The organism is Bradyrhizobium erythrophlei, from assembly GCF_900129425.1.
In the GTDB taxonomy this organism is placed as follows: domain Bacteria; phylum Pseudomonadota; class Alphaproteobacteria; order Rhizobiales; family Xanthobacteraceae; genus Bradyrhizobium; species Bradyrhizobium erythrophlei_C.
This window is the reverse complement of the sequence record NZ_LT670817.1, coordinates 1,401,249-1,427,954: the sequence shown is the minus strand read 5'-3', so window position 1 is coordinate 1,427,954 and position 26,706 is coordinate 1,401,249. Positions and strand designations below refer to the sequence as shown.

22 protein-coding genes are annotated in these 26,706 nt (G+C 63.3%); 4 read left to right on the top strand and 18 right to left on the bottom strand.

Going from position 1 to position 26,706, the window contains the following annotated elements:
* The first annotated feature begins 336 nt into the window (after nucleotides 1-336).
* The 4 genes from B5527_RS06765 to B5527_RS06750 all read left to right on the top strand — a co-directional run bounded on the left by B5527_RS06765 (nucleotide 337) and on the right by B5527_RS06750 (nucleotide 4,661).
* Nucleotides 337-1,500, top strand: a complete 1,164-nt coding sequence (locus B5527_RS06765; RefSeq protein WP_245332701.1) for a lytic murein transglycosylase — start codon at nucleotides 337-339, stop codon at nucleotides 1,498-1,500.
* Nucleotides 1,501-1,667: 167 nt separating this feature from the next.
* Nucleotides 1,668-2,171 (top strand): DUF1993 domain-containing protein, encoded by a 504-nt coding sequence (locus tag B5527_RS06760; protein ID WP_079600602.1) that lies wholly within the window; start codon nucleotides 1,668-1,670, stop codon nucleotides 2,169-2,171.
* 370 nt (nucleotides 2,172-2,541) lie between these two features.
* Nucleotides 2,542-3,645 carry an alkene reductase gene (locus tag B5527_RS06755; protein ID WP_079600601.1) on the top strand — a complete coding sequence of 368 codons (1,104 nt, stop codon included), beginning with the start codon at nucleotides 2,542-2,544 and terminating at the stop codon, nucleotides 3,643-3,645.
* A 203-nt stretch (nucleotides 3,646-3,848) separates the two neighbouring features.
* Nucleotides 3,849-4,661, top strand: coding sequence for a tetratricopeptide repeat protein (locus tag B5527_RS06750; RefSeq protein WP_079600600.1), 813 nt, complete (start codon nucleotides 3,849-3,851; stop codon nucleotides 4,659-4,661).
* A gap of 177 nt (nucleotides 4,662-4,838) precedes the next feature.
* Here the strand turns inward: B5527_RS06750 and B5527_RS06745 are convergent, their stop codons facing one another.
* The 18 genes from B5527_RS06745 to B5527_RS06660 form a co-directional block, all read right to left on the bottom strand.
* The gene (locus B5527_RS06745; RefSeq protein WP_079600599.1) at nucleotides 4,839-5,546 is read right to left on the bottom strand and encodes a hypothetical protein; all 708 of its coding nucleotides are present in this window, start codon (nucleotides 5,544-5,546) and stop codon (nucleotides 4,839-4,841) included.
* A 420-nt stretch (nucleotides 5,547-5,966) separates the two neighbouring features.
* Complete coding sequence (locus B5527_RS06740) at nucleotides 5,967-7,760, bottom strand: ABC transporter substrate-binding protein (RefSeq protein WP_079600598.1); 1,794 nt, start codon at nucleotides 7,758-7,760, stop codon at nucleotides 5,967-5,969.
* A 75-nt stretch (nucleotides 7,761-7,835) separates the two neighbouring features.
* Nucleotides 7,836-8,162 carry a DUF2160 domain-containing protein gene (locus tag B5527_RS06735; protein WP_079600597.1) on the bottom strand — a complete coding sequence of 109 codons (327 nt, stop codon included), beginning with the start codon at nucleotides 8,160-8,162 and terminating at the stop codon, nucleotides 7,836-7,838.
* A gap of 11 nt (nucleotides 8,163-8,173) precedes the next feature.
* Nucleotides 8,174-8,980 (bottom strand): carbohydrate ABC transporter permease, encoded by an 807-nt coding sequence (locus tag B5527_RS06730; RefSeq protein WP_079607119.1) that lies wholly within the window; start codon nucleotides 8,978-8,980, stop codon nucleotides 8,174-8,176.
* The gene (locus tag B5527_RS06725; protein WP_079600596.1) at nucleotides 8,980-9,900 is read right to left on the bottom strand and encodes a carbohydrate ABC transporter permease; all 921 of its coding nucleotides are present in this window, start codon (nucleotides 9,898-9,900) and stop codon (nucleotides 8,980-8,982) included. Before B5527_RS06725 ends, B5527_RS06730 begins: the two co-directional genes overlap by 1 nt.
* Nucleotides 9,900-10,985 carry an ABC transporter ATP-binding protein gene (locus B5527_RS06720; RefSeq protein WP_079600595.1) on the bottom strand — a complete coding sequence of 362 codons (1,086 nt, stop codon included), beginning with the start codon at nucleotides 10,983-10,985 and terminating at the stop codon, nucleotides 9,900-9,902. The genes B5527_RS06725 and B5527_RS06720 overlap by 1 nt, the downstream gene beginning before the upstream one ends.
* 12 nt (nucleotides 10,986-10,997) lie before the next feature.
* Complete coding sequence (locus tag B5527_RS06715) at nucleotides 10,998-12,077, bottom strand: ABC transporter ATP-binding protein (RefSeq protein ID WP_079600594.1); 1,080 nt, start codon at nucleotides 12,075-12,077, stop codon at nucleotides 10,998-11,000.
* Entirely contained in the window at nucleotides 12,074-13,618 is a 1,545-nt protein-coding gene (gene glpD / locus B5527_RS06710; protein ID WP_079600593.1) for a glycerol-3-phosphate dehydrogenase, read from the bottom strand. Before glpD ends, B5527_RS06715 begins: the two co-directional genes overlap by 4 nt.
* A 263-nt stretch (nucleotides 13,619-13,881) precedes the next feature.
* The gene (locus tag B5527_RS06705; protein ID WP_079607118.1) at nucleotides 13,882-14,712 is read right to left on the bottom strand and encodes a DeoR/GlpR family DNA-binding transcription regulator; all 831 of its coding nucleotides are present in this window, start codon (nucleotides 14,710-14,712) and stop codon (nucleotides 13,882-13,884) included.
* Nucleotides 14,713-14,936: 224 nt separating this feature from the next.
* On the bottom strand, nucleotides 14,937-15,161 hold the full coding sequence (locus tag B5527_RS06700) for a DUF6894 family protein (protein ID WP_079600592.1): 225 nt from the start codon (nucleotides 15,159-15,161) through the stop codon (nucleotides 14,937-14,939).
* A gap of 130 nt (nucleotides 15,162-15,291) precedes the next feature.
* Nucleotides 15,292-15,483, bottom strand: a complete 192-nt coding sequence (locus tag B5527_RS06695; protein ID WP_079600591.1) for a hypothetical protein — start codon at nucleotides 15,481-15,483, stop codon at nucleotides 15,292-15,294.
* 219 nt (nucleotides 15,484-15,702) lie between these two features.
* On the bottom strand, nucleotides 15,703-16,137 hold the full coding sequence (locus B5527_RS06690; protein WP_079600590.1) for an acyl-CoA thioesterase: 435 nt from the start codon (nucleotides 16,135-16,137) through the stop codon (nucleotides 15,703-15,705).
* 36 nt (nucleotides 16,138-16,173) lie between these two features.
* A complete protein-coding gene (locus B5527_RS06685; RefSeq protein ID WP_079600589.1) occupies nucleotides 16,174-18,270 on the bottom strand; it encodes a 3-hydroxyacyl-CoA dehydrogenase NAD-binding domain-containing protein in 2,097 nt (698 codons plus the stop codon).
* Nucleotides 18,271-18,278: 8 nt separating this feature from the next.
* Nucleotides 18,279-19,562, bottom strand: a complete 1,284-nt coding sequence (locus B5527_RS06680) for an acetyl-CoA C-acetyltransferase (RefSeq protein ID WP_079600588.1) — start codon at nucleotides 19,560-19,562, stop codon at nucleotides 18,279-18,281.
* The gene (locus B5527_RS06675; protein WP_079600587.1) at nucleotides 19,562-21,838 is read right to left on the bottom strand and encodes an acyl-CoA dehydrogenase; all 2,277 of its coding nucleotides are present in this window, start codon (nucleotides 21,836-21,838) and stop codon (nucleotides 19,562-19,564) included. Before B5527_RS06675 ends, B5527_RS06680 begins: the two co-directional genes overlap by 1 nt.
* Before the next feature lie 210 nt (nucleotides 21,839-22,048).
* Nucleotides 22,049-22,672 (bottom strand): flavin reductase family protein, encoded by a 624-nt coding sequence (locus B5527_RS06670; RefSeq protein ID WP_079600586.1) that lies wholly within the window; start codon nucleotides 22,670-22,672, stop codon nucleotides 22,049-22,051.
* 215 nt (nucleotides 22,673-22,887) lie between these two features.
* The gene (locus B5527_RS06665; RefSeq protein ID WP_079600585.1) at nucleotides 22,888-23,502 is read right to left on the bottom strand and encodes a TetR/AcrR family transcriptional regulator; all 615 of its coding nucleotides are present in this window, start codon (nucleotides 23,500-23,502) and stop codon (nucleotides 22,888-22,890) included.
* 19 nt (nucleotides 23,503-23,521) lie between these two features.
* Nucleotides 23,522-26,662 (bottom strand): efflux RND transporter permease subunit, encoded by a 3,141-nt coding sequence (locus tag B5527_RS06660; RefSeq protein ID WP_079600584.1) that lies wholly within the window; start codon nucleotides 26,660-26,662, stop codon nucleotides 23,522-23,524.
* Nucleotides 26,663-26,706 lie beyond the last annotated feature (44 nt).

Genomic DNA, 26,706 nt, shown 5'->3' with positions numbered 1-26,706 from the left:
GTTCGCTTCCGGCAATGCGCACGAGTTGTAAGATTGCATTCACCATCCCTGCAGGGTCGAGACCGAGCTCACTCCCAGGGTCGACGCGACTTGGCGACGTGAGGCGTCGCCCGGTAGAGCGGCGGGGTGAGGGCTTTCTTCGATCCGCCGCTCGCCCATCGACCCTCACCATTCAGGGGAGGGCAAGAAAGAAGCACCGCCTGTTCGTCAAACCTGACCGGTAACCGCATGCGAAATTTTTCAACGACGCGATTTTTTCCTGTCGCCATTTTATTGGCGATCCTGTTCGTAGCGCAGCAGGCATTGGCCCAGAAAGGCGCCTCCTGTCACGGCGGCATGTCTTTCGACCGCTTCCTCGCTGACCTGAAAACGCAGGCCGTTTCAGCCGGGGTATCGCAGCGCACGATCGCGGAAGCATCGCCGTATCTGGTCTACGACCAGGGCATCGTCAATCGCGATCGCGGCCAGCGCGTGTTCGGGCAGGTGTTCACCGAGTTCGCCGGCCGCATGGCCGCGACTTACCGGATGCAGCAGGGCCAGGCCAAGATCAAAACCTATGCCGCGGCGTTCGCGCGGGCCGAGAAGGAATACGGCGTGCCGCCGGCCGTCATCGCTGCGTTCTGGGGGCTGGAAAGCGATTTCGGCGCCAACATGGGTAATCTGCCGACGCTGCGCTCGCTGGTGTCGCTGGCCTACGACTGCCGGCGCTCGGAGATGTTTGCGAACGAAACCATCGCCGCGCTGAAAATCATCGACCGCGGTGACCTCACACCAACGGAGATGGTCGGCTCGTGGGCCGGCGAGTTGGGGCAGACGCAATTTCTGCCGACGCATTATTTCAACTACGCCGTCGACTACGACGGCGACGGACGCCGCGACCTCCTGGACAGCCCGGCCGACGTGATCGGCTCGACCGCGAATTACATCGCCAACGGACTGAAATGGCGGCGCGGCGAACCCTGGCTGCAGGAAGTGCGCGTGCCGCAAACCGTTCCGTGGGACCAGGCCGACCTGACGATCCAGCTGCCGCGTTCGAAATGGGCGCAACTCGGCGTCACCTACGCGGACGGCCGGCCGTTGCCGGACGACAATCTGGCCTCGTCGCTGCTGCTGCCGATGGGCCGCACCGGACCGGCCTTTCTGGCCTATCCGAATTTCGCCGCCTATACCGAGTGGAACAACTCGCTGATCTACTCGACCACCGCCGGCTATCTTGCTACCCGCATCGCCGGCGCGCCGCCGATGCACCGTCCTTCCGCGCCGGTCGCGCAACTGCCGTTCGCCGAACTGCGCGAATTGCAGCAATTGCTGGTGCGCGCGGGCTTCAATGTCGGCAAGGTCGACGGCGTCATGGGTCAGCAAAGCCGCAGCGCGGTGAAGGCGATGCAGATCAAATACGGCCTGCCCGCCGATTCCTGGCCCACCGCCGAATTGCTGGCGCGGATGCGCGGCGGCCCGCGTGCCCAAACGCTTGCGCCGGGCGCGTCGGTGGTGCGGTAGCAAACACGATTTCGACCAGCCGAACGCTTCATTGCTCGCAATGACGGGAAAAACTGATATGCCGTCATTTCGGGGCGCGAGCAACGCGAGCGAACCCGGAATCTCGAGATTCCGGGTTCATCGCTGCGCGATGCCCCGGATGACAGCACCAACCGAAAGAGCATCCCATGTCCTTCTACGACGCTACCGTTCCCGCGTTCCTGCAGATCCTCGGCAGCCTGCCGGGAATCCTCACCAAGGCCGAAGCGCACTGCAAGGCGAAGAATATCGCGCCTGAGGTCCTGCTCGGCGCGCGGCTCTATCCGGACATGCTGCCGTTCAGTAAACAGATCCAGCTGGTGTGCGATTTCGCCGGAAAAAGCTGCGCGCGGCTGACGCATAGCGAGGTGCCGTCCACGCCCGACACCGAAAAGACCTTCGAAGAGCTGAAGCAGCGGCTCGCCAAAACCGCCGACTATATCAAGACGTTCAAGCCGGAACAGTTCGAGGGCGCCGATGCCCGCGAGGTTACCTTTCCGATCGGCCCGACCAATACCCTGACGGTGAAGGGCCAGCAATTCGTCAACAACTTCGCCTTCCCGAATTTCTACTTCCACGCCGCCACCGCCCACGGCATCCTGCGCCACAACGGCGTCGAAATCGGGAAACGGGATTTTCTCGGAGTGAATTGATTGCTCCTGTCGTTGCGAGAAGCCAACGGATCGCAATGACGGGCTATTGTTGTCATTCCGGGGCATCGCATAGCGATGAACCCGGAATCTCGAGATTCCGGGTCTGGTCCTTCGGACCATCCCGGAATGACGGGGACAAACGAAGATAGAACCTTTCCGCTGTCACGCCGCCGGCTGGGAAGTTGCTTATGCTGCGGTGTTTCTGATTTTGAACGAATCATCCTGCGCCAATGCCCACAGCGATTTCCCGACGGCGGCCCTCGCCGGCATTGTGCGGGGCTAGGCTGCGAAATCCTGATAGCTGGCGGCTTGCCGCCCGCCACCGCAATGCACAAATCATCGCTACCCGCAATTTCTACGGAATCAACACATGAGCACGCCGACGAAACTCTTCGAGTCCTACAAGCTTGGCCCGATCACGCTGCCTAACCGCCTTGTGATGGCGCCCCTCACCCGCAACCGCGCGGTCGCAGGTCTGGTGCCCGCCCCTCTGGCGATCGAGTATTACGGGCAGCGCGCCTCCGCCGGCCTGCTGGTGACCGAGGCGAGCCAGGTTTCGCAGCAGGGCCAGGGTTATCAGGACACCCCCGGGATCTACTCCAAGGAACAGGTCGCCGGCTGGCGCAAGGTCACCGACCGCGTGCACGAGAAGGGCGGACGCATCTTCATCCAGCTCTGGCATGTCGGGCGCATTTCGCACACCTCGCTGCAGCCCAATGACGGCGCGCCGGTAGCACCCTCGGCGATCCGCGCCAAAGGCAAGACCTTTGTCGGCGGCACGTTTACCGATATCTCCGAGCCGCGCGCGCTGGCGCTGGAAGAAATCCCCGGCATCATCGAGAGTTTTAAACGTGGCGCTGCGAACGCGCTCGCTGCAGGGTTCGACGGCGTCGAGATCCATGGCGCCAACGGCTATCTGCTGGATCAGTTCGCCAAGGACGGCACCAACAAGCGCAGCGACGCCTATGGCGGATCGATCGAGAACCGCGCCAGGCTGATGCTCGAGGTATCGAAAGTCGTGGCCGCGGAAGCCGGCGCCGACAAGACCGGCATCCGCATTTCGCCGGTGACGCCGGCCAACGACGTCTCCGACTCCAACCCGCAGCCGCTGTTCGATTACATCGTCGATCATCTCAATGCGCTGAAGCTGGTCTACATCCACGTCATCGAGGGTGCGACCGGCGGCCCGCGCGACATCGCGCCGTTCGACTACGGCTCCTTGCGCAAGCGCTTCAAGGGCGCCTACATCGCCAACAACGGCTATGATTTCGAACTCGCGACCAAGGTGCTCGCCGCCAACGCGGCCGATCTGATCGCGTTCGGAAAACCGTTCATCGCCAATCCCGACCTGGTCGAACGGCTCAAGCGCGGCGCGCCGCTCAACGCGCCCGACAAGGCGACGTTCTACGGCGGCGGCGCCAAGGGCTACACGGATTATCCCGTGCTGGGCGAGGCGCTCGACGCGGCGCAGTAACGACGGGCGTTCCACCCCACGACGTCATTCCGGGGCGCGCGACAGCGCGAACCCGGAATCTCGCGCCGACAATCCAAGGATTCCGGGTTCGACGCGGAGCCTGTCAACGGGGCCGCGCTTCGCGCGGCCCCGTTGGCGTCGCCCCGGAATGACGGCATTGGTGCTACTCGTTGGCTCGCAATAACGCGTATAATGTGCCTGCCATGAACAAGCCCACCGCCGAGGAGATCGTTCGTCGTGCCACGGCGGCCTTTAATTCGGGCCGGCCCGACCAGGCGCGCCAGCTCTGCGAGCAAGGGTTGAGCCGCCAGCCCGGCGATCCCATGCTCCATCATCTGCTCGCCGCCGTGCTGTTTTCGAAAGGCGAGACCGAATCGGCCCGCAGCCACGTCGAGAGCAGCCTTGCAAAACGCCCCGACAGTGCCGCCGCGCATCTGCTCGCGGCCCGCATCGCCCGCGTTGCGAAGGATTTCGATAGCGCACTGTCGCATCTCGATCGGGCGATCGCGATCGCGCCGCAGCGCGAAGTATTTCTGGAAAAAGCCCGGGCGCTCGACCAAGCCGGTCTCAGGCCCCAGGCGCGCGAAGCATGGCGGGCCATTCTGGAAGTCGTGCCCGGAAATATCGAGGCCGCGGCGCGGCTGGGACGGCTCGCCTGGGAGGATGGCGAGCACGCCAGCGCCGTGACCTTGCTGGAACGCGCCGTGCGTGGCGAGGCGCCCGCATCGGTCTGGTTCGATCTCGGCCTCGTCCGCCAGGATCAGCGCGACCGCGGCGGCGCCGCCACCGCCTACCGCAGGGCGCTCGAAATAAAGCCCGATTACCCCGAAGCCGCGCTCAATCTCGGCACAGTGCTGCAGGATGCCGGCGATATGGACGGCGCGATGCGCGCCTATGCGCAGGCCTATCGGCTGCGGCCATCGACCTTCGGCACGATCGCGATGGCGCTGACCTCGGCGCCGCACGGCCGGTTGTGGCTCGATGAGGCAAGCTTGCGCCGCTCACTGGGCGGTTAAGGTTTTTTGTTTGAGGAGCCGTCATTCCGGGGCGATGCGAAGCATCGAACCCGGAACCTCGAGATTCCCCGATGTGCAATTGCACATCTGTGGTCTGGTCCTTCGGACCATCCCGGAATGACGGAATCCAACCCCGCGCCGGTTCTTATTCCGAAAACCGGTATCCACTTTTCGGGATCATGCTCGTCCCCTTCGCGCGCGAAAACGCTTGCGGTAGACGCCAGGACTGGCCAGCACCTCGGCCACCGTCGTCTCATAGGCGGCCTTGTGACTCTCGTCGAAACATTCGAATTCGAGTTGTGGCACGGCGCGCGGCACCGCGAAGACTTGCGCCACCGGGGTGCCCTTCGGCAGCACGCCGGAAAAATCCGGCCGGGTCCAGATCGCCGGGAAATTGATGCCGCCGTCGTGAAACCGATCGGCATCGACCAGCCCCGAGATCAGGCGAAACGGCAGGTCGTCGCGATTAATGGGATGGGTGGCAAACAGCGACCATTCCGGCTCGAGTTCGATGGTCCAGAAACTGTTGAATTTGATCGCGGCCTGGCCGTCTTTCGCAAAGGGCGCATCCGGGAATTGCGCGGCGACATGAAAGCTCAGGGGCGCGCGGGGATGTCCTGATGTCGACGGCTCCGGAATGTCCCAGGCCCAGGAAAACGAACCACGGTCGACGCTGACGTCGCAGGGCAGCAGGATCATCACGCCGTACGCCATCGCGTCGACAAAAGGCGGGCACTGCTTCACGGTGCGAATGTCGCGCCCGTGGATGTCCGAATGCGCTTTCGCCGGCATGGCGCGGAGCCAGTCCGGCAGCGCCCCGCGCGCCGCAACCGGCCGCGGCAAGTGATCCGATAACGCCGGATCGCAACGGAAGATCATGCGCATGGCGAAGCTCCAAAAGCTGACTCCGACATCGTGCGGCGACGGAAGGCGATGGTCAATGATGCAGGGCGCGACTGCGCGCGCAGTGAAGCTCGGCGCGCTCCCTCGCCCCGCTCTTGCGGGGAGAGGGTTGGGGTGAGGGGCTCTCTCAGCGAGCGCGACTCGTGGAGAGTCCCCCTCACCCGAAATTCGTGCTGCGCTCGAATTTCGACCTCTCCCCGCAAGCGGGGCGAGGTGAAGCGCGCGCCCGCACGATAGAAAAAAGGCCGGGATCGCTCCCGGCCTCATTTCTTCTTCGTCATGCCCGGCCTTGTGCCGGGCATCCACGTCTTGCTTCGTGAAAGAAGAAGTCGTGGATGGCCGGGTCATCTGGGCGAAGACGCGCTTCGCGCTGATGCCCGGCCATGACGATGTTGGTGTACCTCAGTTCGACGCGCGCTTCGGGGGCGAGGCCGGCCACGACTTGATCAGCGTGTCGTAGTCGACGGTTTCGCCCTTCGGCTTCTCGTTGGCGAGCTTGCGCTGGGGCGCGATGTTGCCGTCCTTGGCGGACTTCGCGAACCAGTACTCGGCCGTCTCCTTCTTGTTGAGCTTCGGCCCGCACGCGCCCTGGACGCCGGATTTCTCCAGACGTTCCATCACCGAGTCCTGGGAGGCTGCCAGCGAGTCCATCGCTGCCTGCGGCGTCTTCGCACCGGACGACGCATCGCCGATGTTCTGCCACCACAATTGCGCTAGCTTCGGGTAATCCGGCACGTTGTTGCCGGTCGGGGTCCACTGCACGCGCGCCGGCGAGCGGTAGAACTCGATCAGTCCGCCGAGCTTCGGCGCGCGCTCGGTGAACGACTTGTCCCATATGTCGGATTCACGGATGAAGGTGAGACCGACATGGCTCTTCTTCAAGGAAACCGTCTTGGAGACGATGAACTGCTCATAGAGCCAGGCCGCCTTGCGGCGATCAATCGGGGTCGACTTCAGCAACGTCAGCGAACCGACGTCCTGGTAGCCGAGTTTCATGCCGTCCTTCCAGTACGAACCGTGCGGCGACGGCGCCATCCGCCATTTCGGCGTACCGTCCGCATTCATGACCGGCAGACCGGGCTTCACCATGTCGGCGGTGAAGGCGGTGTACCAGAAGATCTGCTGGGCGATAGAGCCTTGCGCCGGCACCGGACCGGATTCGGAGAAGGTCATGCCTTGCGCCTGCGGCGGGGCATATTTCTTCATCCAGTCGAGGTACTTGACGATCGAATAGACCGCCGCCGGACCGTTGACGTCGCCGCCACGCTCGACCGACGAGCCGACGGGGCGGCAGCCTTCCATCCGGATGCCCCATTCGTCGACCGGAAGTCCGTTCGGGATTCCCTTGTCGCCGTTGCCTGCCATCGACAACCACGCGTCGGTGAAACGCCATCCCAGCGACGGATCCTTCTTGCCGTAATCCATGTGGCCATAGATCCTGACGCCGTTGATTTCCTTGATGTCGTTGGTGAAGAAATCAGCGATGTCCTCATAGGCCGACCAGTTCACGGGAACGCCGAGGTCGTAGCCGTATTTGGCCTTGAACTTGGCCTTGTAGTCGGGATTGGAGAACCAGTCGTAGCGGAACCAATAGAGGTTCGCGAACTGCTGGTCCGGCAACTGGTAGAGATGCCCGTTCGGCGCCGTGGTGAACGACTTGCCGATGAAGTCATTGACGTCGAGCCCGGGATTGGTGACGTCCTTGCCCTCGCCGGCCATCCAGTCCGTCAGATCGACGGCCTGGCCGTAACGGAAATGCGTTCCGATAAAGTCGGAGTCGTTGATCCAGGCGTCGTACACGTTCTTGCCGGATTGCATCTGGGTCTGGATCTTCTCGACCACATCGCCTTCCTGGATGATGTCGTGCTTGACCTTGATCCCGGTGATTTCCTCGAACGCCTTCGCCAGCGTCTTCGATTCATACTCGTGCACCGTCAGCGTTTCGGAGACGGCGTTGATCTCCATCCCCTTGTAGGGTTCAGCGGCCTTGATGAACCATTGCATTTCCTTCATCTGGTCGTCTTTGGACAACGTCGAAGGCTGAAACTCCGAGTCGATCCACTTCTTGGCAGCAGCTTCATCCGCAAACGCGGGCGCGGTAATCGCAGTCGACGCCGCCATCAGGGCGAGCGCACTCGTCATCATCAAAACACGGGTCCCGGTCAAAGGACCTTTGCTTCTCGTTAAGTGTCGCATGGTGATTCCTCCGTTGCAGCGACAAAACAATATCCAGGCCCGGGTTGATCCCGGATCTGCTCTTTTTCGCTTGGCTCAGACGGTGCGAAAGATCGCGACGGCCGAAACAAGCGAAATCACGGTAGCGAGCCACAGGCTCGACAATTCAATACCTTCCCCGACCGGAAGCGTGGCAATGGTGTCGGTGCCGACGAACCCGATCCACAATAGATGGATGACCGCGGCCATGATCAGCGAAATGAACAGGCGGTCGCCGCGCGTGGTCGGAATGTGCAGGATTCCGACGCGCTCGGCTTCCGGATAGGCCACCGCGAGCCAGGTCATGACCGCCAGGGTCATGGACAGCATCACGAAGAAAATCGCGGTCGGCAGCGTCCAGGCCATCCATGCGATGCTTTCCATGGCTGCTCCCCTCAAACCCTGCCGAGCGCGAAGCCGCGCGCGATGTAATTGCGGACAAACCAGATCACCAGCGCGCCGGGGATGATGGTCAGCACGCCGGCCGCGGCCAGCAATCCCCAGTCCATTCCGGCAGCGGAGACCGTGCGGGTCATCACCGCCGCGATCGGCTTGGCGTTGACCGAGGTCAGCGTGCGCGCCAGCAGCAGTTCTACCCAGGAGAACATGAAGCAGAAGAACGCAGCGACGCCGATGCCGCTGGCGATCAATGGCACCAGGATCTTGATGAAGAACCGCGGGAACGAATAACCATCGAGAAACGCCGTCTCGTCGATCTCGCGCGGCACGCCGGACACGAACCCTTCCAGGATCCACACCGCCAGCGGCACGTTGAAGATGCAGTGCGCCAATGCGACCGCCCACGGCGTATCGAACAGATTGATCGCTGAATAAAGATTGAAGAACGGCAGCGCATAGACCGCCGCCGGCGCCATCCGGTTCGACAATAGCCAGAAGAACAGATGCTTGTCGCCGAGGAAGCGATACCGCGAAAAAGCATAGGCTGCCGGCAGCGCGACCGAAATCGAGATGATGGTATTGATGACGACGTATTTCAGCGAATTGATGTAGCCGGAGTACCAGCTCTCGTCGGTGAAGATGCGCATGTAATTGGCGATGGTCGGCGCATGCGGCCACAGCGTCATGGTCGAGACGATCTCCTCATTGGTCTTGAAGCTCATGTTGACCAGCCAATAGATCGGCAGCAGCAGGAAAATCAAAAACAGCGAGAGGATGACGCGGCGGCCGGGAATCGAATGCATCATGCGACTCCCTTCTCTGGCTTCTCTGGCTTCTCTGGCCGGCGCTCGGCGCCGGCATTGGTCATCACGGTATAGAAGATCCAGCAGACGATGATGATGATCAGGTTATAGACCAGCGACAGCGCGGCCGCCTTGCCGAGGTCGAACTGTCCGAGCGCGATCTTGACCAGCTCAATTGAAATGAAGGTGGTCGAGTTGCCCGGACCGCCGCCGGTCACCACGAACGGCTCGGTATAGATCATGAAACTGTCCATGAAGCGCAGCAGCACCGCGATCAGCAGCACGCGGTTCATCTTCGGCAACTGGATCGCGGTGAATACCGCCCAGCGCGAGGCGCCGTCGATCTGGGCTGCCTGATAATAGGCATCAGGTATCGATTTCAGTCCGGCATAGCACAACAGCGCGACCAGGCTGGTCCAGTGCCAGACGTCCATCACGATGACGGTGGCCCAGGCATCGAATTCGTTGGAGACGTAGTTGTAGTTGATGCCGATGCCGTTCAGCACATAGCCCAGCAGGCCGATGTCGGGCCGTCCGAAAATCTGCCAGATGGTGCCGACCACGTTCCATGGAATCAGCAGCGGCAAGGCCAGGATCACCAGGCAGGCCGCCACCCGCCAGCCCTCGCGCGGCATCGACAGCGCGATCACGATACCGAGCGGGACTTCGATGGCAAGAATCACGGCCGAGAAAAACAGGTTGCGCCACAGCGAGGCAAAAAACCTTCCGCCGAGATCGGTCGACGGATCGAGCAGTTCCTTGAACCAGCCGACGCCGTTCCAGAAGAACTGGTTGTTGCCGAAGGTGTCCTGCATCGAATAGTTCACCACCGTCATCAACGGCAGGATGGCCGAGAACGCCACCACCAGGAACACCGGCAGCACCAGGAACCAGGCCTTTTGGTTGACGGTCTTGTCCATTACGCCGTTCCCTCGACCAGAAGACTGTCGGCGTAGACGTGAACATGCGAGGGGTCGAACACCAATCCGGCAGCGTTACCGGGTATTGAAAATCCCGCCGGCACCCGGGCCGCGAATTTGGCGTCGCCGATTCGAACCCGCGCGAAGCGCACGCGGCCAAGGTCATCGATCCGCTCGATGTTGGCCGAGAGCAGGCCCGGCGCCGGCGGCGCGACGTCGACGAATTCCGGCCGCACGCCGATCTCGATCTTGGCGCCCGAAGGCAAGCTGTCATAGCTGCGCTTGAGCGCGATGGTGTGGCCGTCGATCCGCGCCTCGCGGCCCCTGACCTCGGCGGGCACGATGTTCATGCCGGGCGAGCCGATGAAATAACCGACGAACGTATGCGCGGGCTTGTCGAACAATTCCGCCGGCGTGCCGCTCTGCACCACGCGGCCGTCATGCATCACCACAACGGTATCGGCAAAGGTCAGCGCCTCGGTCTGGTCGTGGGTGACATAGATCATCGTCAAATCGAGATCGCGGTGCAGCGCCTTGAGCTTCGAGCGCAACTGCCATTTCAGCTCGGGATCGATCACCGTCAGCGGCTCGTCGAACAGCACGGCGGCAACATCGGAACGGACCAGTCCCCGGCCCAGCGAGATTTTCTGCTTGGCGTCGGCGGTCAGCCGCTGCGCCTTGCGCGAAAGATAGGGCGCGAGGTCGAGCAGGCGCGCGATCACCGCGACCCGCGCATCGATCTCGGCCTTGGGCACGCCGCGATTCTTCAGCGGAAATGCGAGATTCTGTCCGACCGTCATGGTGTCATAGATCACCGGAAACTGGAACACCTGCGCGATATTGCGCTTCTGGGTTGACAGCGGGGTGATGTCGACGCCGTCGAACAGGATCTTGCCGCGCGAGGGCGCGACGATGCCCGAGATCAGATTGAGCAGCGTGGTCTTGCCGCAACCCGATGGCCCCAGCAGCGCATAGGCCCCGCCCTGCCGCCAGGTCATCGTAACGGGCTTGAGCGCAAACGAATCGGGGTCGGCGGCGTTGCCGCCGTAGGAGTGCGCGAGATCGACGAGGTCAATGCGGGCCATGCGGCATCTCCCTCACATCGCACTCGGCGCGGCGACCAGGCGGCCGGCCGCGTCGAACACAAAGACATTGTCGGGATCGAGCACCGCGTCCAGCACGTGCCCGGGTTCATATTCGTGCACGCCCTGCAGCACCGCGACCCAGTTGGAAGCATCGCGGTTGAGATGCACGAAACTTTCTGAACCGGTGATTTCGGTCACCGTCACGGTGGCATGAAAGGCGTGGCGGCCGGCAATGCCGCTGGCGACCTCGAGCTGATGGGCGCGGAAGCCGACCCGGTAAGGGCCATCGCCGAGGCCGGCGTAAAGGCCTGACGCCGGCGCCCGGACGCCGCCGGCGTACTGCACCGATCCATTGGTCTTTTCGATGACGACGATGTTCAGCGGCGGATCGGAAAATACCTGGGCGACGCGCAGGGTGTCGGGATGGCGGTAAACTTTGGAAGTGTCGCCGGCCTGCAGCACCTCGCCTTCCCACATGCAGACGGTGCGGCCGCCGAGCAGCAGCGCCTCCGAAGGCTCGGTGGTGGCGTAGACGAAGATCGCCCCCGACGCCTCGAAGATGCGCGGCAGTTCGGTGCGCAGTTCCTCGCGCAGCTTGTAGTCGAGGTTGGCGAGCGGCTCGTCCAGCAATACCAGGTCGGCGCCCTTCACCAGCGCGCGCGCGATCGCGGTGCGCTGCTGCTGGCCGCCCGACAATTGCAGCGGCGTGCGGTTCAGATACGGCTCCAGTTTCAAGAGCCTTGCCGCCTCCTGCACGCGCTTTTCGATTTCCGCGCGTGGCTTGCGCTGCACCCGCAGCGGCGAGGCGATGTTTTCATAGACCGTCAGCGAGGGATAATTGATGAACTGCTGGTAGACCATCGCCACCGATCGCTGCCGCACATCGAAGCCGGTAACATCCTTGCCGTCGACCAGGACGCGGCCGGTGGCCGGCTTGTCGAGACCGGCGAGCAGCCGCATGATCGAGGTCTTGCCGGACAGCGTCGGGCCCAGCAGCACGCTCAAAGTGCCGCGCTCGAGCGTCAGCGAAACATCGCGAATGGTCGGGATGCCATCAATCGAGCGCGTGACGTGTTCGAGCGCAACGGTCATGGCCGCCCTCCCGCCTCAAGCAAGGGACTATCAAGCGGGACCCGGTGGGTGGCAATCCAGTCGTCGATGGCAGCAACCTCCGCAGGCGACAGCCGCAATCCAAGCTTGGATCGCCGCCATACGATGTCTTCGGCCGTGCAGGCCCACTCGGATGACATCAGGTACCTGACCTCGCGCTCCGTCAAGGTGGCGCCGAACGCCTGGCCGAGATCATCCATCGATTTCGCATTGCCGAGCAGCTTGCTGGCGCGGGTGCCGTAGGCGTGCGCCAGCCGGTTGGCATGGGCGGACGAGAGAAACGGATAGCTGCGCACCAGTTCCGCCGATAGCGCGGCGATCGCCGAGACGTCGAGATCGCCGCCGGGCAGCGGCGACTTCGCGGTCCAGCCTTCGCGCGCCTTGGCGCTGCGCAAATAGGGAGTCAGGCGCTCCAGCGCTTCCTCGGCCAGCCTCCGATAGGTGGTGATCTTGCCGCCATAGATCGACAGCAGCGGCGCGCCGCCGGGCGTGTCGAGTTCGAACACGTAATCGCGGGTGGCCGCCTTGGCTTCGCTGGCGCCGTCGTCATACAGCGGGCGAACGCCGGCATAGGTCCAGACCACGTCTTCGGGCCTGACCGGCTTCGCCAGATATTCGCTGACGGAATCGCAGAGGTATTTTATCTCTTCGTTCGAGGCCTTCACCTTGGCGGGGTCGCCGTCGTAATCGCGGTCGGTGGTGCCGATCAGCGTGAAATCGTCCTGGTAGGGAATGACGAAAACGATGCGGCCATCGCTGTTCTGAAACATATAGGCGCGGTCGTGCGCATAGAGCTTTGGCACCACGATGTGGGAGCCCTGCACCAGCCGCACTTTTGCCCTGGCGTTGACACCGGCGCCTGACGCCAGCACCTGCTCGACCCAGGGGCCGCCGGCGTTGATCAGCACACGGGCCTGAATCGTATCGCGCGTGCCGGTCGCGGTGTTTTCGACCGTGACATGCCAGATTCGATTCTCCTGCCGGATCTCGACCGCGCGCGACCGGGTGCGGATTTCGGCACCGCGGTCGGCCGCATCGCGCGCGGTGAGAACCACGAGGCGGGCGTCATCCACAAAACAGTCGGAATATTCAAAACCCCTTGTGTAACGGCCGGGGATCAGGGGCTGTCCGACCTCGTCCCGGGTCAGGTCGACCGAGCGGGTCGGCGGCAGCAGGTTTCGGCCGCCGATGTGGTCGTAGAGGAACAGGCCCAGCCGCAGCAGCCAGGCCGGGCGCAGCCCGTCATGATGCGGCAGCACGAATCGCAAGGGGCGGATGATGTGCGGGGCAATCTGCCATAGGATTTCGCGCTCGATCAGCGCCTCGCGCACCAGCCGAAACTCATAATATTCGAGATAACGCAGGCCGCCGTGCACGAGCTTGGTTGACCAGGACGACGTCCCGCTGGCCAAGTCGTTCATTTCACAAAGGAAAACAGAATTACTCCGGCCCGCCGCATCGCGTGCGATGCCACAGCCATTGACGCCGCCACCGACGATAGCGAGGTCGAAAATTCGATCCAAAAGACGCTTCCCCCGGGCGTTCGCCTGTTCACTTTGGCGATTTCGCTTTCGGTTTCGAATAAATCACAACCAAATGTGAAAGCAAGCGAAAAAGGGGAACTCGGGCCCGCCCGGAGGCGGCGGTAGCTTTGACCTGGAGCGGGCCAAAAGAGCAGTTCGTCATGCCCGGCCTTGTGCCGGGCATCCACGTCTTGGCTGCACGGGCAAAACAGACGTGGATGGCCGGGACGAAGCCCGGCCATGACGAAAGGACGGTCTCTGGTCTAGCGCAGGCGGGTGACGGTCGAGGAAGGCTCGGCGCCCGGCTCGTCCATATCGGCTGAAGCCTTGGGTATCGCCTCGATCACTTCGATGCCGCGGGTATGGCAGATGTTCGCTAATCTCGCCGGCAGTGCCGCGTCGGTCACGAAGGTCTGGATCTGGCTGATATGGGCGATACGGACCGGCGCGCTGCGCCGCAATTTGGTCGAATCGGCGACCAGCATCACGCTGCGCGCGTTGGCGATGATGGCTTGCGCCGCCTGCACCTCGCGATAATCGAAATCCAGGAGCGCGCCGTCTTCGTCGATCGCGGAAGCGCCGATGATGGCGTAGTCGACCTTGAACTGGCCGATCAGGCTGATCGCGGTCGAGCCGATCACGGCACCGTCGGCACGGCGCACCGCGCCGCCGGCCACGATCACCTCGATGCGCGGGTGTCTGTAAAGCAGCATCGCGACATTGAGATTGTTGGTGATGACCAGCAGGTCCTCGTGCGAGGTCAGCGCGCTCGCGACTTCTTCCGTCGTGGTGCCGATATTGATGAACAGCGAGCAGCCGTTCGGAATGAGCTGCGCCGCGGCCGCGCCGATCGCCTTCTTCTCCTCGGCGGCGACGAAGCGGCGCGCCTCATAGGCGAGATTCTCGACCCCGGAGGCAATGATGGCGCCGCCATGGATGCGGGTCAGCGAGCGGTGATCGCAGAGATCGTTCAGGTCCTTGCGAATGGTCTGCGCCGAGACCTCGAAGCGCCGGGCGAGATCCTCCACCATCACCCGGCCAAAGGCGCGGGCGATATTGAGGATTTCGGATTGGCGATGCGTCAGTCCGGTCACGGCGGCACCCATGGGCAAAAGCGCAGCCCATGGTGCGGCCGTTCCGGCATCCGGTCAACGCGGCAGATCAGTCTTGGCGGCGCCCCAGGGGCGAACGTCGGGTTACGGTTAAAGCGGTCCGCCCCTCGGCAGCCGTCATTGCGCGCGATAATCCATGCCACCCAGGAGCGGCCTTCGATGATGTGAGTGCCCGTCCCGCGCCGACGGGGAAGCGCGCCGCAAACTCAGGAGTTATTTTTCGGTTTGACTGTTACCTGCATGAGTTCATTGCCGTCCTCATCGGAGACGGAGACTGCAGAACCCCGATAGTGATCCCCGTCTTGGGCAAGTTCGGCAGCAATTTTTTCTGCGTAGGCGGCCGCATCTTGCTGCGCGTCGAAGCGTTCGCCGTCCTCATCCACGAATTCAACGTCGCCGTTACCGACGACGTGGAAAAAATACCGGCTCATCCCCACACCCCCCAGCAGTCCCGCAGTCAGCCTATAGCGAGGCTAAATCGGCTGTCTAGGCGTATGTGGAAGGTCGAGCGGTCACGCATCGTCGCTTCGGGCCGCGCCCTGACGGAAATGGGTGGGTTTGTTACGCGACCTTCGGCAGGTCGCCATTTGCAAGCCGCACCGCCGCCCGCTCGGCCTCGCGGGCGTTGCGAAACAGCTGGCCTTCCATCGGATTGAAGCGGTGCGAGGCTGCGAAAAAACGATAGCCGTCCGGATTGCGGACGACGATTCCGGCCGCCTGCGAATGGACTTCGATGATGTAAGTGTCCGACATTTTCTTCCAATTCCGTGCCCTGGTTCGCCAGGGCGCGCGGACAACGGTGCAGGTGGAAAAAGGTTCCGAAGGTGGGACTGGAGCGTTTTCAGTGCGATGGCCGCATCCTTCGAGACAGCCGCGTGCCGGGCTCCTCAGGATGAGGGCGCTAAGACCTCATGGTGAGGAGCCCGGCAACGCCGCGCGTCTCGAACCACGAGGCAACGGACGTCGATACGGCTACGCCGAAATCGCCGGTTCGCCCGGCTGGATGGCCTGCGGATGACCTTGGTCGTCGATCGAGACGTAGGTAAAGTTGCCGTCGGTCACCAGGATCGACTGCATTTCCTTGCGGCGCAGCACCCAGGCCTCGAGGTGGACCGTGACCGAGGTCTTGCCGACCCGGACCAGATTGGCGTGCACGGAAACCAGATCGCCGATGAACACCGGCTTGCGGAAATTCATCGCCTCGATCGCGACCGTCACCGTGCGCGATTTCGCTTTCTTGGAAGCGAACACGCCGCCGCCGAGGTCCATCTGGCTGAGCAGCCAGCCGCCGAAAATATCGCCGTTTTGGTTGGTGTCGGCCGGCATCGCCAGGGTGCGGATACAGAGTTCGCCGCTAGGCTCCAATTCCATATTCAACGGGGCGTGAACGGCCTGCGTGTCGGTCATTGGTGAAGCCCCGTCGAATCGAATCTGAAAATCGCGCTATTTGAAACTATCCCAGCCGGCATCGGGCGCAAACCGGCCGCCGAACTTCGCCGCCAGCGCGCGCAGCGCCGACACCACATTCTCCGGCCCGCGGGCTCGCACATAGTTCAGCGGGCCGCCGCGGAACGGCGCATAGCCGGTGCCGAAGATCATGGCGCCATCGACCACCTCGGCGTTGTCGACGATGCCCTCGCGCAGGCAGGCGACGCAGACGTTCGACATCGGCAGGACCAGCCGGTCGATCATTTCAGCCGTTGGCTGCGCCGTGGAGGATGAGCTGGACGTCTTGTCGGCCTTGCCGTCCTTCCAGACATAAAAGCCCTTGCCGGTCTTGCGACCGAGTTCGCCGGCGGCCACCTTGTCGCGAAGCCAGGCCGGGGTCGGCGGCAGCAGGTCGCCGAATTTGGAGCGCAGCATGTCGCCGACCGCAAGACAGATATCGAGCCCGACCTGATCGGCGAGTTCGATCGGGCCCATCGGCATGCCGAATTTCTCCGCGGCCGCATCGACTGTGACCTTGTCGATCCTCTCGTCCAGCATCAGCATCGCTTCGAGCATGTAAGGCGTCAGCGCGCGATTGACGAGAAAGCCCGGCGAACTCTTGACCGGCAGCGGCAGCCGGTCGATGGCGCCGACAAAGGCCAGCGCCTGCTTCAGCAGTTGCGGATCGGTCGCATCATGGCTGACGACCTCGACCAGTTGCAGCCGCGACACCGGATTGAAGAAATGCAGTCCAACCAGCCGCTCCGGCTTTTGCAGCGTCGCGCGCAAATCCTGCAGCGGAATGCTCGAGGTGTTGGTGGCGAGAATCGCGCCCGGCTTCATTTTCGGCTCGAGCCCGGCATAGACCTTCTGCTTCAGCTCCAGTTTCTCCGGCACCGCCTCGATGATCAGGTCGGCACCGCGCACGCCCTCGCCGTCGAGATCGGGCACCAGCCGGTCCAGCGCATCGCGGATATCGGTGCGCTTGCGAATGATTTTGCCGAACAGGTCGGCGGCGCGCTTGATTGCACCGGCAATCGGCTCCGGCTTCATGTCGGCGAGCGTGACACGCATTCCCTCGTTGGCGCACCATGCCGCGATATCGCCGCCCATCGCGCCGGCGCCGATGACGTGAACATGCGCGACCGTGTTACCGCCGCCGGCGAGCTTCTTCATCTGCTCGCGCAGGAAGAACACCCGGATCAGGTTCTGCGCCGTCGGCGTCACCATCAGATTGGCGAACGAGGTTTTTTCCGCCGCCAGCATCGCGGCCTTGTCGCCGCCATGCTTTTCCCAGAGATCGATCAGCGCATAGGGCGCGGGATAGTGCTCGTGGGGCGCGGCCTTTTCGGCTTCGGCGCGCATCCGCGAAGCGAGAAAGCCCCGTACCGGCGTGAAGTTCAGGATCGCGTTCACAAGACCGGGCCGAGCGCGTTTCAGATGGCCGAACACCGCGTCCTTGGCGGCATTGCGGACGTGCCGCTCCTGCGTCACCGCATCGACCAGCCCGAGCGATTTTGCCCGGCGCGCGTCGATGGTCTTGCCGGTCAGCATCAGCGTCATCGCCTGCATCGGATTGACGAGATGCGTGAAGCGCGCGGTGCCGCCGAGACCGGGGTGCAGGCCGAGCAGCACTTCTGGAAAACCAAAGCGGGCGCCGTCGATCGCAATCCGCGACTGACAGGCCAGCGCGACTTCGAGGCCGCCGCCGAGGCAGAAGCCGTGAATCACCGCAACGGTCGGGATTTTCAAGGCTTCGAGTCGGTCGATCACCGCATGGGCCCGGCCGATCGCGGTTTCGACTGCACGCGGATCGGTCGCGCCGCGAAATTCGTTGACGTCGGCGCCGGCGATGAAACCGGATTTCTTCGCGGAACGTATGACAAGTCCCGCCGGCCGCTGGCTTTCCAGCGCCGCCAGAACGGTGTCGAATTCTTCGATAACATCGGCCGACAGCGTATTGGCGCTGGCGCCATCGCGATCGAACAGCAGCCAGGCAATGCCGTCGGAATCGCGGGTCAGCTTGAAATTGCGATAGGGTCCGCTGGCCTCCGGCTTCGGCCCGAGTTCGAGCACGCGGTCAGCGAGAACGTCCATGATTTTGCTGTCCATGACGTTCCCTATACCGTCTCGATCAACATCGCGCCGCCCTGCCCGCCGCCGATGCATTCGGTGGCGATGCCGCGCTTGGTGCCGAGCCGCTTCATCGCGTTGACGAGATGCAGCACGATGCGGTTGCCGCTGCAGCCGACGGGATGACCGAGGCTGATCGCGCCGCCGTCGACATTGAGTTTGGCGTGGTCGATCGGTCCCGCGGCGCCGTCTAATCCCAAAATATCGCGACAGAATTTGTCGTCGTTCCAGGCCGCCAGACAGCCCAGCACCTGCGTGGCGAACGCCTCGTTCAATTCCCAGGTCTCGATATCCCCGAGCGACAATTTGTTGCGCTTCAGGAGCGCGGTCGCCGACAGCACCGGGCCGAGGCCCATGATAGACGGATCGAGCGCCGACCATTGGCTGTCGACGATGACAGCTTTCGGCTTCAGGCCGTGTTTGGCGACCGCGTCTTCGGAGGCGAGAATGGTCCATGACGCGCCGTCGGTGATCTGCGACGAGTTGCCGGCGGTGACCTGGCCCCAGGGCCGTTCGAACACCGGCCTGAGTTTCGAAAGCGTCTCCGGCGAGGAATCCGGCCGCACCCCGTCGTCGTGATCGTAGAATTTGCCGTCGCGCGCGAACGCGGTTTCGACTTCGCCCTTGAGAAAACCCTGGGCCTGCGCGTTGGCGAGCCGCTTGTGGCTTTCGGCGGCGTAGAAGTCAGATTGCGCGCGGGTTATGCCGAAGAGATGGCCGACCACTTCGGCGGTCTGTCCCATGTTGAGTTCGGTGATCGGATCGGTCAGCCCGCGCTCGAGCCCGATGATCGGCTTGAAATAGGCCGGGCGCGCCCTCAGCGCCGCGGCGGCCTTGGCGAAAGCGCCCTTGGCACCGGCCAACCCTGCAAACCAGCGCACGCCCTGCTGCGGCCACACCAAAGGCGCGTAGCTGAGGGCTTCCGAACCGCCGGCCAGGATCAGATCCGAAACGCCTTCGCGGATATAGCGGTATCCGGTGTCGATCGATTGCATGCCGGAGCCGCAATTGATCTGCACCGTGAACGCCACCATGGCCTCGCCCATGCCGAGCCGCAACGCGGCGACACGGGCCGGATTCATCTCGTCGGCAATGACGTTGACGCAGCCGAGGATCACCTGATCGAAGGCTGATGGCGCGAATGGCTGGCGGGCCAGCAGCGGCCGGCCGCATTGCACGGCGAGATCGACCGGCGTGAACGGACCGGGCCCGCTGCGCGCTTTCAGGAACGGCGTGCGGCTGCCGTCGATAATATAGACCGGCCGCGCCATCAGCTCGCCGCCCGCTGCTCACCGAGCGCCTGGAAGAACTGATGCACGTCGGCGGGCTTCCTGTAGATCGGCGACAGCGCCTCCGGCGCGAAGTCGTCGACCTCGATTACTTTGGCGACCGCCTCCTGCGCCGCGGCAAGCTGCTCGCCCTCGGCCTGCGTGATGACGCCGTTCTTCACGGCTTGCTTCCAGTCGTGAAGGTGGGCGGCGCGCATCTTTTTGGCGATCTCCTCGGCGCCGGTGACCAGAAGGAATGCCTTCTCCAGCCGGGCCACGCCTCTGTCATCATCGACATGCGACAGGTCCGGCGTCAACCGATCCCGCGCCGCCGATGGCTCCAGCACGAGCTGCGCGCATTGATGGATTACGATATCAGAGGGCCCGAGCACACGTGCGCCGAACGGCTGGACCAGGAATTTCAGAACGATGGCGACAAACCGATTCGGCAGGTTCGCCAGGATTTCCGCGAAGCGATTTTCGATGGTGCGGAAGCCACTCGCCATGCACCATTCGAGCGCGACGAAATCGGCCTGCTGGCGGCCCTCGTCCTGCCAGCGTTTCAGCGCGGCCGAAAGCAGATACAGTTCCGACAGGATATCGCCGAACCGTGCCGACAGCATTTCCTTGCGTTTCAAGGCGCCGCCCAGCGTCAGCAGCGCCATGTCGGCGCACAGCGCGAACGCCGACGAGTAGCGCGACAGCTGGCGATAGAATCCGGTCGCGGCCCCGGCGTCGGGCGCCGGCGCGAACATCCCGCCGCTCCAGCTTCGGCCCCAGGCGCGGAACATCGTCGCGACGCTGTGACCGATATGTTTCCAGAATGCCTTGTCGAAGGCGTCGAGACCCCTGGCGCGGTCCTCTTCGCCAAGCGCGTTCATCTCTTCCAGCAGATAAGGATGCGCGCGGATCGCGCCCTGCCCGAATACGATCAGGTTGCGGGTCAGGATATTGGCTCCCTCCACGGTGATGCCGACCGGCACCGAGCGATAGAGATTGCCCATGTAATTCTGCGGGCCGTCGATCACGGCCTTGCCGCCATGAATGTCCATTGCGTCGTCGATCGCGATCCGCATCCGCTCGGTGGCATGCAGCTTCATGATGCCGGAGATCACGGCGGGATGGTGGCCCTGATTGAGCGCAGCACAGGTCAGCCGCCGCGCCGCGTCGAGCAGATAGGCGGTGCCGGCGATGCGGGCCAGCGGCTCCTCGATGCCCTCGAATTTCCCGATCGGCACGTTGAACTGCTCGCGGATCCGCGCATAGGCGCCGGTGGTGCGGGCGGCATAGGCCGCGCCCGCGGCCGATAGCGACGGCAGCGAAATGCCGCGCCCGGCGGCGAGCGCCGTCATCAGCATTTTCCAGCCCTGGCCGAGACGCTCCTGCCCGCCGATGATGTAATCCATCGGGATGAAGACATCGCGGCCCCAGTTCGGGCCGTTCTGAAACACCTGCATCGACGGCAGATGGCGATGGCCGATTTCGACGCCGGGCAGATGCGCCGGGATCAAGGCCACGGTGATGCCGAGCTCGTCCTTCGATCCGACCAGGTGATCGGGGTCATAGGCCTTGAAAGCGAGGCCGAGCAGCGTCGCGACCGGGCCGAGCGTGATGTAACGCTTGTGCCAGTTGAGGCGCAGCCCGAGCACGTCGCGGCCTTCGAAATTGCCCTTACAGATGATGCCGCTGTCGATCATCGACGCGGCATCGGAGCCGGCCTCCGGGCTGGTCAATCCAAAGCAAGGAATCTCGCGTCCGTCGGCAAGCCGCGGCAGCCATTGCTGCTGCTGATCCCTGGTGCCAAAGCGCATCAGGAGTTCGCCGGGGCCGAGCGAGTTGGGCACCATCACGGTGACGGCGGCGGCCAGCGAGCGCGACGAAATCTTACGCACCACTTCCGAATGCGCGTAGGGGGTAAAGCCGAGCCCGCCATACTCTTTCGGAATGATCATGCCGAAGAATTTTTCGCGCTTGATGAAGTCCCAGGCTTCGGGCGGCAGGTCGCGCCATTCCCAGTTAATCTTCCAGTCGTCGAGCATGGCGCAGAGCTCGTCGACCGGGCCGTTGAGGAACGCCTGCTCCTCCGCTGTCAGGGTCGCCGGCGCGTTGGCGAGCAGTTTCGACCAGTCGGGATTGCCGGTGAACAGGTCGGCGTCCCACCAGACGTCGCCGGCCTCCAGCGCCTCGCGCTCGGTGTCCGACATGGCCGGCAAGACGCCCCGCGCCCAGGCGAAGATCGGCTTGGTGATGATATCGCGGCGAAAGGACCGGGAGCTCATGGCGATGTCCTCATGGTCGGGATGGCGGCGCGGCCGAGTCCCGCGCTCGCTGAATGGCGACTCAATTTAGCAGGAAAGCGTGCGAATCACTTGTCACTTCGCGTTCAGGGTAAGGCGAAATTGACCCGGATGCTGGGTGCCGGATAACGGCAAGGTGCCGTATCGGTTCCGAACAACCCGATTGCCGCAACGCAACTTACAGCAACATGGTCAATCCGGCCGCACCATCTCGAACATGGCCTCCGGCCGAATTTCAAAATAGTCGCCCTTGCGGCCAGCGCGCACGATCGGGCGCGCCAGCGCGGTCTGGTAGACGCCGTCCTTGATCATGGCCTTGTCGATATGGACGGCGACGACTTCGCCGAGGGTGAGCCAGGCCTGCGCCTTTTTGCCGTCGGCACCCTGCAGCTGAATGATCTGGGACAGTTTGCATTCGAACGAGACCGGGCTTTCCGCGACCCGGGGCACGTTGACGAGCCTGCTGGGGGCCGCCGTCAACCCTGCGATCGCGAACTCGCTGACCTCGTGCGGGACATGCGCCGCGGTGGCGTTCATCTGCTTTGCCAGATCCATGGTGGCGAGATTCCAGACGAATTCGCCGGTCTCCTGGATATTGGCGACGCTGTCCTTCCAGGAGGTCGAGGAAAAGCCGATAATGGGAGGCGTATAACAAAACCCGTTGAAAAAGCTGTAGGGCGCGAGATTGACGTTGCCCCTGGCGTCGCGCGACGAGATCCAGCCGATCGGACGCGGCGCGACGATGGCATTGAACGGATCGTGCCTGAGGCCGTGGCCGTTGACCGGCTCGTAATAGTGCAGATCTTTATCGGTCACGGTGGTAGCTTCCTTTTTTTCGTAGCCCGGACGCAGCGAAGCGCAATCCGGGTCTAAAGCGCAAGTGGATTGAATTTTCCCGGATTGCGCTCCGCTACAACCGGGCTACTCGACTCGTCATTCCGGGATGGTGCGTTAGCACCAGGCCCGGAATCTCGAGATTCCGGGTTCGATGCTTCGCATCGCCCCGGAATGACGAGAGAACTCTCAGCTTCTCAACGTTTCGCCGCCTTGCCCCGCGACGCCAGGCCGGCCAAGACAAAATCGATCATGTGGTCGAGCGACGGTCCCGGCTTGTTGGCGCATTGCGCGATCATCTGCGGATGGAAAAACCGCATCATCGCGGTACAGGAACACATCGCCGCCAGCGGCACGTCGGGGGCTTCGAATTCGCCCGAGGCGACGCCCTCGGCGATGACGGCGCCGATGGTCTGGGTGATCCGCTCCATATGGGCGACGCAGACCTCCCAGCTCTCCTCCATCGCGACTTCGACCATCTCGTGCAGCTTGGAATCGCCGATATAGCGTTCGCAGTTCATGCGGTGGATGGTGGTCATCAGCTCGCGCAGCCGTTGCGCCGCCGGTCCGCGCCCGGTCGCAATGGCCTCGGCGGCTTCCTCGACGCCGCCCATCAGGGTACGCGCGACGCCCTCGTGGATTGCCTTTTTCGAATCGAAAAAGCGGTAGACGTTCGCCGGGCTCATGCGCAGCACCTTGGCGATGTCGGCGACGGTGGTCTTTTGATAGCCGATTTCGCGAAACAAACGCTCCGCCACCACGAGAATCCGCTCGCGGGTATCGGGCTCGGTATGTTCGGAAATCAACGCCATGTCGGTACTCAATCTTCAATTATTCCGCGGCCGCGGCAAGCGGAAATGCGGGTTGGAGTTCGTCCTGATGCTGCGGCGCAAGACCAATCTGTTCGCTGCGGCTGCTTTCTTCAAGGCTGTTCCGGAACCAGAGGGCGTAGAGCCCGGGCAGGTACAGCAAGGTCAGGAAGGTTGCAACAAACAGGCCTCCCATGATGGTGATCGCCATCGGACCCCAGAACGCCGAACGCGACAGCGGGATCATCGCCAGGATCGCGGCGAGCGCCGTCAGCACCACCGGGCGGGCGCGCCGGACCGTGGCCTCGACGATGGCCTCCTTGCGGCTCAGGCCGTGAGCCACGTCGGTCTCGATCTGGTCGACCAGGATCACCGCATTGCGCATGATCATGCCGGCCAGCGCGATCAGTCCGAGCAGCGCCACGAAGCCGAACGGCTGGTTGGCAAGGTTCAGTCCCAGCGATGCGCCGATGATCCCCAGCGGCGCCGTCAGGAACACCAGCAGCAGGCGCGAAAAACTCTGCAGCTGGATCATCAGCAGGGTCAGCATGACGATGACCATCAACGGAAACAGCACGAAGATCGAGGCATTGCCCTTGGCCGATTCCTCGATCGCGCCGCCCATCTCGATCCGGTAGGCCGGCTCGAGGCTGTCACGGATTTCCTGCAATTTCGGCCAGATCTGGTTGGTGATATCAGGCGCCTGCACGCCGTCGACGACGTCGCCGCGCACCGTGATCGCCATGTCGCGGTTGCGCCGCCACAGGATCGGCTCCTCGTGCGAATATTCGATCCTGGCAATCTGCGTTAGCGGCACCGCGACCCCGTTGCGCGAGGTGACGGTGAGATCGCCGACATGGCCGAGATCGAGCCGTTCCGACGGCACCGCGCGCGCGATCACGCCGACCTTCTCGACGCCATCGCGGATCGTGGTCACCGGCGCGCCCGAGATCAGCATGCTCAGCGCCTGCGAAACGTCCTGCGGGGTCAGGCCGAGCGCACGGGCGCGGTCCTGGTCGACCACCAGCTTCAGGTAGGGCGACTGCTCATTCCAGTCGAGCTGGGGATCCTTGACCTTGTCGTTCTGCTTGACCACGTCGCGCACCCGGTAGGCGATGTCGCGCACCTTCTCGGGGTCGGGACCGATCACGCGGAATTGCACGGGAAAGCCGACCGGCGGGCCAAAATTAAAGCGATCGACCCGCACCCGCGCCTCGGTCAGTGCCCCGTCATCGACCGCCTTCTCCAGTCGCGCCTTGATCCGCTCGCGCGCCTCGACGTCCTTGGCCACGATCACGATCTCGGCGAAGGCTTCGTTCGGCAATTGCGGGTTGAGCCCGAGCCAGAACCGCGGCGAACCCTGGCCGACATAGGCGGTATAGGTCGAGATGTCCTGGTCGTCCTTCAACAGCGCTTCGGCCTTCTTCACGGATTGCTGGGTGACGCCGAACGCCGTGCCTTCGGGCAGCCGCAGCTGCAGGAACAGTTCGGGCCGCTCGGACAGCGGGAAGAACTGCTGCTGGACGTGGCCGAAGCCAACGATCGCAAGCGCAAAGATGCCGACGGTTGCCAGCACCACCTTGATGCGGTGCTCGACGCACCATTGAATCATGCCGCGCAGTATCCGGTACACGCGCGTCTCATACACCGCGTGCGGATCGTGGTTGTGGCTGACGGTGATATTCGGCAAGAGCTTGACGCCGATATAGGGCGTAAAGATCACCGCGACGAACCACGACGCCACCAGCGCGATCGCCACGATCCAGAAAATGCCGCCGGCATATTCGCCGACCGCCGAATTGGCAAAGCCGATCGGGAGGAAGCCGGCCGCGGTGACCAACGTACCGGTGAGCATCGGAAAGGCGGTGGATTCCCAGGCAAAGGACGCCGCGCGGACGCGGTCCCAGCCCTGCTCCATCTTCACCACCATCATCTCGACCGCGATGATGGCGTCGTCGACCAACAGACCGAGCGCGATGATCAACGCGCCGAGCGTGATCCGGTGCAGGTCTAGCGACATCGCATTCATGACGATAAACACGATCGCCAGCACCAGCGGCACCGACAGCGCCACCACGATGCCGGTGCGCCAACCCAGTGCGACGAAGGAGACGAACAACACGATCGCCAGCGCCTCGACGAAGGAATGCACGAATTCACTGACGGCGCGCTCGACCACCTTGGGCTGATCGGCGATCTGGTCGACATTGATGCCCTGCGGCACCGCCTTCATGAACTCGGCAGTGGCGTTGGCAACGTCCTTGCCGAGTTCCAGGATGTTGGCGCCCTTGGCGGTGACCACGCCGATGCCGAGCGCGGGCTTGCCTTCCTGACGCACCATAAAGGTCGGCGGATCGACGAAGCCGTGGGTGACGGTGGCGATATCCCCCAGGCGAAACACCCGGCCGTTGCTTTCGACCGGCGTCTCGGCGACCGCCTTGACGCCATCGAGCGCGCCGGTGACGCGCAGCGGCACGCGCTGCGAGGAGGTCTCCACCGTGCCGGCCGGCACCACGTTGTTCTGCTTGGCGAGCGAATCGAACAGCGCCTGCGGCGTGATCCCGAGCGTCGCCAGCTTGGCATGGGAGAATTCGACGAAGATCCGCTCGTCCTGGGTGCCGTAGAGATCGACTTTTGTCACTCCCGGTACCTTCAACAGCCGCTGGCGCATGCCTTCAGCGGCCTTCTTCAATTGCGCATAGTCGGCGCCGTCGCCGGTCATCATATAGAGGATGGAATCGACGTCGGAGAATTCGTCGTTGACGACGGGGCCGAGCAAACCGGACGGCAGCTCGCCCTGCACGTCGGCGAGCTTCTTGCGCAGCAGGTAGAACAGATACGGCACGTCCTTGGGCGGCGTGGAATCCTTGAACGTGACCTGCATCGCCGTGAACGCCGGCTTCGAATAGGTCTGCACCTTTTCGAAATACGGCAGCTCCTGCAGCTTCTTCTCGATGGGATCGGCGACCTGGGTCTGCATCTCGGCCGCGGTTGCGCCCGGCCAGATCGCCGAGACGTTCACCACCTTGACGGTGAAGAAGGGATCCTCGGCGCGGCCGAGTCTTTCATAGGAGAAGAAGCCGGCGGCGCCGAGCGCAACGATCAGGAACAAAATAAGCGCGGGATGGCTGACCGCCCAGGCCGAGAGATTGAAATGTTTCATCGCGCCTCTCCAAATTCCAGAACCATGTGAACTGTGGCCGTCAT

Coding starts and splice junctions, on each gene's coding strand:
- B5527_RS06685 (WP_079600589.1), bottom strand. CDS start 18,270: ATGGACAGCAAAATCATGGACGTTCTCGCTGACCGCGTGCTCGAACTC.
- B5527_RS06760 (WP_079600602.1), top strand. CDS start 1,668: ATGTCCTTCTACGACGCTACCGTTCCCGCGTTCCTGCAGATCCTCGGC.
- B5527_RS06725 (WP_079600596.1), bottom strand. CDS start 9,900: ATGGACAAGACCGTCAACCAAAAGGCCTGGTTCCTGGTGCTGCCGGTG.
- B5527_RS06765 (WP_245332701.1), top strand. CDS start 337: ATGTCTTTCGACCGCTTCCTCGCTGACCTGAAAACGCAGGCCGTTTCA.
- B5527_RS06690 (WP_079600590.1), bottom strand. CDS start 16,137: ATGACCGACACGCAGGCCGTTCACGCCCCGTTGAATATGGAATTGGAG.
- B5527_RS06750 (WP_079600600.1), top strand. CDS start 3,849: ATGAACAAGCCCACCGCCGAGGAGATCGTTCGTCGTGCCACGGCGGCC.
- B5527_RS06700 (WP_079600592.1), bottom strand. CDS start 15,161: ATGAGCCGGTATTTTTTCCACGTCGTCGGTAACGGCGACGTTGAATTC.
- B5527_RS06665 (WP_079600585.1), bottom strand. CDS start 23,502: ATGGCGTTGATTTCCGAACATACCGAGCCCGATACCCGCGAGCGGATT.
- B5527_RS06695 (WP_079600591.1), bottom strand. CDS start 15,483: ATGTCGGACACTTACATCATCGAAGTCCATTCGCAGGCGGCCGGAATC.
- B5527_RS06745 (WP_079600599.1), bottom strand. CDS start 5,546: ATGCGCATGATCTTCCGTTGCGATCCGGCGTTATCGGATCACTTGCCG.
- B5527_RS06680 (WP_079600588.1), bottom strand. CDS start 19,562: ATGGCGCGGCCGGTCTATATTATCGACGGCAGCCGCACGCCGTTCCTG.
- B5527_RS06735 (WP_079600597.1), bottom strand. CDS start 8,162: ATGGAAAGCATCGCATGGATGGCCTGGACGCTGCCGACCGCGATTTTC.
- B5527_RS06715 (WP_079600594.1), bottom strand. CDS start 12,077: ATGACCGTTGCGCTCGAACACGTCACGCGCTCGATTGATGGCATCCCG.
- B5527_RS06730 (WP_079607119.1), bottom strand. CDS start 8,980: ATGCATTCGATTCCCGGCCGCCGCGTCATCCTCTCGCTGTTTTTGATT.
- B5527_RS06660 (WP_079600584.1), bottom strand. CDS start 26,662: ATGAAACATTTCAATCTCTCGGCCTGGGCGGTCAGCCATCCCGCGCTT.
- B5527_RS06720 (WP_079600595.1), bottom strand. CDS start 10,985: ATGGCCCGCATTGACCTCGTCGATCTCGCGCACTCCTACGGCGGCAAC.
- B5527_RS06740 (WP_079600598.1), bottom strand. CDS start 7,760: ATGCGACACTTAACGAGAAGCAAAGGTCCTTTGACCGGGACCCGTGTT.
- B5527_RS06675 (WP_079600587.1), bottom strand. CDS start 21,838: ATGAGCTCCCGGTCCTTTCGCCGCGATATCATCACCAAGCCGATCTTC.
- B5527_RS06755 (WP_079600601.1), top strand. CDS start 2,542: ATGAGCACGCCGACGAAACTCTTCGAGTCCTACAAGCTTGGCCCGATC.